Origin of the sequence: Intrasporangium chromatireducens Q5-1 (genome assembly GCF_000576575.1) — a bacterium.
In the GTDB taxonomy this organism is placed as follows: Bacteria; Actinomycetota; Actinomycetes; order Actinomycetales; family Dermatophilaceae; genus Intrasporangium_A; species Intrasporangium_A chromatireducens.
Genome location: NZ_AWQS01000220.1, coordinates 1 through 6310 on the forward strand (window position 1 = coordinate 1; position 6310 = coordinate 6310).

At 71.2% G+C, this 6310-nt stretch carries 8 protein-coding genes; 4 read left to right on the top strand and 4 right to left on the bottom strand.

All coding sequences use genetic code 11. The features are described 5' to 3' along the window. Window positions 1-777, bottom strand: a 777-nt coding sequence (gene qcrC, locus N864_RS17980; RefSeq protein ID WP_034720226.1) for a cytochrome bc1 complex diheme cytochrome c subunit, incomplete at its 3' end; no start/stop codon positions are given. A gap of 49 nt (window positions 778-826) precedes the next feature. Next, on the bottom strand, window positions 827-1483 hold the full coding sequence (gene ctaE, locus N864_RS17985; RefSeq protein WP_081794007.1) for an aa3-type cytochrome oxidase subunit III: 657 nt from the start codon (window positions 1481-1483) through the stop codon (window positions 827-829). Window positions 1484-1650: 167 nt separating this feature from the next. Between ctaE and N864_RS17990 the strand changes: the two genes are divergently transcribed. Together N864_RS17990 and trpD are read left to right on the top strand one after the other, a co-directional pair. Further along, window positions 1651-2103, top strand: a complete 453-nt coding sequence (locus tag N864_RS17990; RefSeq protein WP_034720231.1) for a response regulator transcription factor — start codon at window positions 1651-1653, stop codon at window positions 2101-2103. A gap of 3 nt (window positions 2104-2106) precedes the next feature. Continuing rightward, complete coding sequence (gene trpD, locus N864_RS17995; protein ID WP_034720233.1) at window positions 2107-3165, top strand: anthranilate phosphoribosyltransferase; 1059 nt, start codon at window positions 2107-2109, stop codon at window positions 3163-3165. Between the two features lie 42 nt (window positions 3166-3207). On the opposite strand, the gene N864_RS18000 is transcribed toward trpD, so the two are convergent. Together N864_RS18000 and N864_RS18005 are read right to left on the bottom strand one after the other, a co-directional pair. Continuing rightward, window positions 3208-3492, bottom strand: a complete 285-nt coding sequence (locus tag N864_RS18000) for an Lrp/AsnC family transcriptional regulator (protein WP_034720242.1) — start codon at window positions 3490-3492, stop codon at window positions 3208-3210. Window positions 3493-3526: 34 nt separating this feature from the next. After that, a complete protein-coding gene (locus N864_RS18005; protein ID WP_034720236.1) occupies window positions 3527-5281 on the bottom strand; it encodes a DEDD exonuclease domain-containing protein in 1755 nt (584 codons plus the stop codon). 142 nt (window positions 5282-5423) lie between these two features. On the opposite strand from N864_RS18005, the gene N864_RS18010 reads away from it, so the two are divergent. Next, complete coding sequence (locus N864_RS18010; RefSeq protein WP_240474389.1) at window positions 5424-5708, top strand: hypothetical protein; 285 nt, start codon at window positions 5424-5426, stop codon at window positions 5706-5708. Between the two features lie 140 nt (window positions 5709-5848). After that, window positions 5849-6310, top strand: a 462-nt coding sequence (locus N864_RS18015; protein ID WP_205620994.1) for a hypothetical protein, incomplete at its 3' end; no start/stop codon positions are given.

Below are 6310 nucleotides of genomic sequence, written 5' to 3' on the forward strand. Positions count from 1 at the left end.
ACAGCCGATGAGGATGCCGATGCCGAAGGTCCAGGCGAACAGGCCCTCGGAGACGGGGCCGAGGCTGCCGAGCGTCATGCCGCCCTGCTCGGGCTGGTTCTCCATCGCCTTGAGGTAGGAGATCAGCTGCTGCTTCGACTCGGGCGTGATGTTGGTGTCGTTGAAGACCGGCATGGACTGCGGTCCCGTCACCATGGCCTCGTAGATGTACTTGGGGTCGACCCCCTGCAGTGGCGGCGCGTACTTGCCGCGGGTCAGGGCGCCACCGGCACCGGCAGCGTTGTGGCACATGGCGCAGTTGACCCGGAAGATCTCGCCACCACGGGCGATGGCCTCGTTGTTGTCCTTGGACCCGGGCTGGATGACCGTCGTGTACTTCTGGTCAGGAACGTTCGGGCCCGGGGCCAGCGAGGCGACGTAGCTGGCGATCGCCGAGATCTCGTCCTGGTTGAACTTGATCTTCTCCTGCCGCGGGGCCTGCACGTTCGGCTGGGTCAGCGGCATCCGCCCGGTGCCCATCTGGAAGTCGACCGAGGCCGCGCCGACGCCGTAGAGCGAGGGGCCGTCGTTGGTGCCCTGCGCGCCGGTGCCGTGGCACGAGGCGCAGTTCGCCAGGAAGAGCGCCTTGCCCTGGGCCTGGTTGTCGGCCTGGGCGGCGGACGCGTTGGCCTCCTTCGGCGCGATGAGCGAGTAGGCGCCACCGGTGATGAGCAGCCCGACGAGAATCAGCAGAGCGATCGCAGCTGGGTGTCGGCGGCGCGCGGCCAAGGCATTCACTGTGAGGTCCTGTCGTCCATGGTGATCGGTGGTCGCTGGCTTCGGAGGTTCACTTGAGGATGTAGATCGTGGCGAACAGCGCGATCCACACCACGTCGACGAAGTGCCAGTAGTAGGAGGTCACGACCGCACCGGTGGCGTTGGCGTGTGTGTAACGCCGGGTGGTGAACGTGCGGGCGATGATGAGGAGGAAGGCGATGAGGCCGCCCGTCACGTGCAGGCCGTGGAAGCCCGTGGCCATGTAGAAGACCGAACCGTAGGCGTCGGACGACAGGGTGACCCCGTCGTGGACCATCTCGGCGTACTCGAAGACCTGCCCGGCGATGAAGAAGGAGCCGAAGAGGTAGGTGACGACGTACCACTCCCGCATGCCCCAGTTCTTGATGTCGAGGAGCGAGCCGGTGCGGGCCTTCTGGCCCTTCTCGGCCTTCCACACCCCGAGCTGGCACCACACGGAGGAGATGACGAGGACGGTCGCGTTGATCGCCGCGAACGTGACGTTCAGCTTCTCGGTCTGCTGAGCCCAGAGGTCGGTGCGCACTGAGCGCAGCTGGAAGTACACCGCGAAGAGGCCGGCGAAGAACATCAACTCGCTCGACAGCCACACGATGGTGCCCACCGCAACCATGTTCGGGCGGGTCGCCGGGCCGTGCCCTGTGTCGGCAATTGCGCTGGGAGGTATCGATGCTGTCGCCACGTCGGTCATTATTCCCACATTCGGTGCAGAGTGCGTTAGCGACCCCCACTTTTATTGGTGGATGCCGCTGATTCGTGATCGGAGCCGCGAAGGAGCCTGGCCCTGTGGCGCACAGGCTACCGACGGCGTCGCGGGCCCTGTCAGAGGGTCTCCGGAGAGCCGGTAGCATCGCCCGCATGACCGCTTCGAGCCCCAGCTCCTCGTCCGCCGTCGCCCCGCGAGCGGCGGGCTCGGGACTGCACCGCGTGAGCATCCTGCTCTACAGCGACGACATCACGACGCGGGACGCCGTGCGGGCCGCCGTGGGTCGTCGCCCCGCGAAGGACGTCGAGGTCGTGCGGTGGCACGAGTGCGCCACGCACGCGGCCGTGGAGAGCGCCGTGCACGCCGAGCGGTTCGACATGCTGATCCTCGACGGCGAAGCCGCCAAGGTCGGCGGCATGGGCATCTGCCGCCAGCTGAAGAACGAGGTCTTCGAGTGCCCGCCGGTCATCCTCCTCACCGGCCGGCCCCAGGACAGCTGGCTCGCAGCCTGGTCGCTGGCGGACCTCGCCGTGCCCCACCCGCTCGACCCCATCGCCCTCACGGCCGCCGTCGCAGACCTTGCCCGGGCGACGCCGGTCGCCTGAGGCATGAGCTCGGAGCACCGGCCGACCTGGTCCGCCGTTCTCACCACCCTCCTGTCCGCCCAGGACCTCGATGCCCGGTCCACCCGGTGGGCGATGGACCAGATCATGGAGGGCGAGGCGACCCCGTCGCAGATCGCCGGGTTCCTCATGGCGCTGCGGGCCAAGGGGGAGAGCGTCACCGAGATGGAGGCCCTCGCCGACCAGATGCTCGCCCACGCTAGGCGCATCGAGGTGCCCGGACCGAGCCTCGACATCGTCGGGACCGGGGGCGACCGCGCCCACACCGTCAACATCTCGACGATGTCCGCCATGGTCGTGGCGGCGACCGGCATCAGGGTCGTCAAGCACGGCAACCGTGCCTCGTCATCGTCGTCCGGCTCGGCCGACGTCATCGAGGCCCTCGGTGTCGACCTGGGCCTGGTCCCCGAGCGGGTCGTCGAGATCGCGGGCGAGGTGGGCATCACCTTCTGCTTCGCGCAGACCTTCCACCCGTCGTTCCGGCACACCGCCGTGCCGCGCCGCGACCTCGGGGTGGGCACCGCCTTCAACTTCCTCGGCCCGTTGACGAACCCGGCGCAACCGACCTATGCGGTGGTCGGGTCGGCCGACGCGCGGATGGCGCCGCTCATTGCCGGTGTCTTCGCCAACCGGGGCAAGGACGCGGCTGTCTTCCGCGGGGACGACGGGCTCGACGAGGTGACCGTCTCCACGACGACGCAGGTCTGGTGGGTCCGCGGTGGGCAGATCTCCGACCGCCAGGTCGACCCGACCCGCCTCGGACTGCAGCTGCACCCGGTCGAGTCGCTTCGTGGTGGGGACGCCCGGCACAACGCCGGGGTGGTCCGGGACGTGTTCGCCGGGGCTCCCGGCCCAGTGCGCGACGCGGTCCTGCTCAACGCCGGCATCGCCCTCGCGCTGGCGCGGCCCGACTCCGGCCCGAGCCAGGACGACTTCGACAGCGACCTGCGCTCGGCCATGGCGTCGGCCGCCGAGGCGATCGACAGCGGCGCGGCAACCGACCTCGTGGGTCGGTGGGTGGCCGCCACCCGTCCGAAGGGCTGACCGGGCCAGCCACGGGCTGACCGGACGGCCGGGCCAGGCGGCTCAGGCGTCGTCGAGGCCGAGGCTGAAGGCGGCCTCGAGGTCGTGGGCGGAGTAGGTGCGGAAGGCGATGTGCGTCGAGGTGCCGGTGACGCCCTCGACCTTGTTGAGGCGGTCGGCGATGACGTCAGCGAACTCCTCGTGCTCGCGCACCCGCACCATGGCAATGAGGTCCGCGTCCCCGGTCACCGAGTAGACCTCGGAGACGGCGGGGATGTTGGCGATGTTCTCGGCGACCTCGGGGATCCGGTCGACCGCACAGTTGATCATGACGATGGCGGTGATCACGGTCGTCACCCTATCCGGCGTGCCGTGACAGTCCCTATCCGGCGCGTCGCAGGGCAGACCCCCGGGCCGTCGGCGCGAGCACCTGGTCGCGGTCGAAGCCGCGGACCTCGGCGGCGGCAGCGATGGCCGGCTCGAGCTCCTGGCGGATGCGTCCGGCCCCACCGACAGGGCAGCTCCAGACGCCCTCGAGGTCGACGATGCGCACGTCCGGCTGTTCGAGCCAACGCAGCACGAGCTCGGTCTCCTCGGCAAGGGCAGGGAGCCGGCCCTCCTCGGGCGCGACCACCTCAGCGGTGGCCCGCAGCGTCGCGACGTGCACCATCGGGTCCGCGCCACGGGGGCTCACCGCGGTGCCGGCCAGCCGCCCGTGCCGCACGCAGACCAGCTCCCAGCCGCCCTCGTGATGCCGTCGGGCGGCGACGAGCTCGGGAGCCGCGGTGAGCGGCGCGAGGCGCTGGGCCCGAGCCGCCGCCCGGATCAGCTGCACGAACCGGTCTCGGACGGTTGCGGCGTCCTCGAACCGCTCCTGGCGCGCGAGCTCCACCAGCCGGGCCTGCAGGCGCTCTGCTCCCGGGCGCGCGTCCCCCCGGAAGATCGCCTCGCACTCGGCCACGACGGCGGCGTAGGCCTCGACGTCCTGCTGTCCGACGCAGGGACCACCGCAGCGTCCGATGTCGAGCAGGGCGCACGCCGACGACGGCCCCGACAGGCGCTTGGTGCACTGCCGGAGCGGCAGGATCTCGTGGACCGCGTCGATCGCCTGCTGTGCCACGGCGCGTGAACGGAACGGACCGATGGAGGCGGACCCGTCGGTGGGCGGGGTGCGCACGACGGACAGCCTCGGGAAGCGCTCGTGCGTCAGCCGCACCCACACGGCGCGTCGGGCGTTCTTGGAGCGTCGGTTGAACCGCGGGGAGTGCTCGTCGATCAGCCGAACCTCGCGCACCTGCGCCTCGAGGGGGGTCTGGCAGACGACCGGGTGGACGACGTGCGCGAGGCGAACCATGTCGGCCATCCGGCTGCGCTGCTCCGCCGCCGTGAAGTAGGTCCGCACCCGTGACCGGATGTCGCGGCTCGTCCCGACGTAGAGGACCTGGCCGTCGCGGTCCTTGAACAGGTAGACGCCGGGTGCGTGGGGCAGCCCCTCGGCGAGAAAGGCCTTGCGCCGCTGGGTCGGCGTCACCCTGGACGAGTAGCTGCCGAGCTCCTCCAGGGTCTGGACGCCGAGGTTGCCGACCCGTTCGAGGAGGCCATGGAGCACGTCGACCGTGGCGCGGGCGTCGTGCAGCGCACGGTGGTCGGGGGTCGTGCGGGCACAGAAGATGCGGGCCAGCGAGGACAGCTTGTGGTTGGGCGCCTCGTCCCGTGTGACGAGGTGCCGGGCCAGCTGGAGCGTGTCGAGGACGTCGAACCCCGGCCAGGCGGCGCCGGTGCGAGCGGCCGCTGCCTTGAGGAAGGTGATGTCGAACCCGGCGTTGTGGGCGACCAGGACACTGTCGCGGGCGAACTCGAGGAACGCCGGCAGGGCCGACTCGATGCGCGGCGCGTCGGCCACCATGGCGTCGGTGATGCCGGTCAGCACCGAGATGAAGGCCGGAATCGGCTCGGCAGGGTTGACGAGTGTCTGGAACTCGCCGAGCACCTCGCCACCGCGCACCCGCACCGCGCCGATCTCGGTGATGCCGCAGTCGGCCGGGCTGCCGCCGGTCGACTCCAGGTCGACCACGACGAACGTGACCTCGGCCAACGGGGTGCCGAGGTCGTCGAAGGTGCTCTGGATCGCCTGCATGGGCCGACCGTATGGTCCACCGCCGACAACGGGGTGGAGGCGCGGCGAGGTTCCACCTGACCCGGCGGCGCCCGACGACCACTGTCGGAGGCACCGCCTAGCGTGGGAACCACTCGATCGCAACGACGTGAAGGAGGCGATCATGATGATGCTCGTCGACTGCCAGACCTGCCCGGTCCGCGAGGTCCGGTGTGCGGACTGCGTGGTGACCGCCCTGGGCGGCGGCCCGGTGCGCCACGGCCGACACCTCTCGAGCGAGCCGGCAGCCGAGGCCACGGGGCTGCCCCTCGATCGGGCCGAGCGGCGCGCGGTCTCTGCGCTGCTCGCGGCGGGGCTGGTCACTCCCGAGGTGGCGCACGCCGCCCGAGCCCAGCGCGATCCCAGCCCACCGCTTGCCCGGCCGCGGCACCGCAGAGCCGCCGGCTGACGATGCGCCGTCGCCACCTCGGCGTCACGCTGGGCACCGTTCTCGCGCTGGCCGGCTGCAGCCTCTCAGGCGGCGCCGCGGTCCCACCTCGAGGCCCCGCCGGAACGGCCCCCAGCTCCTCCGCTGGGGCCGTCGCGACCGTGACGGTCCCCCGCTCGGCGGCGGTGGCGGCTGTCCAGAAGCTCTACGAGAGGAGGATCGCCGGTCTCGAGCGCGGCGATGTGGCCGCGTGGCTGCAGGGCCTGCGCGGCGCCACCCTCATCAAGCAGCAGCGTGCCGTCTTCGACCGGATGCGCGCGCTGGAGGTGGCCGACCTCATGGTCGCCGGCGTGACGCAACTGCCCGGCAACGGGACGGCGGCCGCCACGGAGCGGCAGCAGCTGCAGGTCGGCTTCTCCTACCGGCTCACCGGCCTCGACACGGCGCCGCGCCGGTTCGTCCTCGACCTGATGGTCGAGGACGCTCCCGGGACGGCAGCCGGCCTGGTGGTCACCGCGTCCCGGCCCGCCGACCGCCCGCAGCCGTGGGACCTGCCCGACCTGCAGGTGCGCCGGTCCGCAGCGATGCTCGTCGCGCTCTCGGGCACGGCGGCAGAGGCCGAC